Consider the following 350-nt stretch of genomic DNA (forward strand, 5'->3'; position numbering starts at 1 on the left):
CGAGGTGCCGACGAGGACGTGCAGTCGTTCGACGACGACGCGATCGCCGCTGCTGATCTCGTGTTCGACGTCGTCGCGTTGCCCGACCAGACACCGCTGATCCGCGCGGCGTCGGCATCAGGGACCCCGGTGATCACCGGAGCGCAGGATCGATGTCCGCGATGAGTGTGGCCACCGCCTCGTAGTCGGTGTTCGACGCCCTGAGGTGGCCGTCGTCGTTGACGATCGTGTTCACGGAGTCGATCGCTGCCGCAGACTCCTCCACCTCGTCGACAAGCTCGATCACGGCTTCTTTGAACGGCATCGATACCGAACACCCGCGAATGCCGAGCGCACGAACACCACCAATC

Annotated in this window: 2 pseudogenes; one reads left to right on the forward strand and one right to left on the reverse strand. The window is 64.3% G+C overall.

The features are described 5' to 3' along the window. Window positions 1-147 (forward strand): annotated as a pseudogene (locus tag ABW18_RS00050) (shikimate 5-dehydrogenase); the annotation flags it as partial. 7 nt (window positions 148-154) lie between these two features. On the opposite strand, the pseudogene ABW18_RS00055 reads toward ABW18_RS00050, so the two are convergent. Beyond that, window positions 155-350: pseudogene (locus ABW18_RS00055) on the reverse strand (shikimate 5-dehydrogenase); the annotation flags it as partial.

Source organism: Gordonia jacobaea, assembly GCF_001186365.1.
Classification (GTDB): Bacteria; Actinomycetota; Actinomycetes; order Mycobacteriales; family Mycobacteriaceae; genus Gordonia; species Gordonia jacobaea.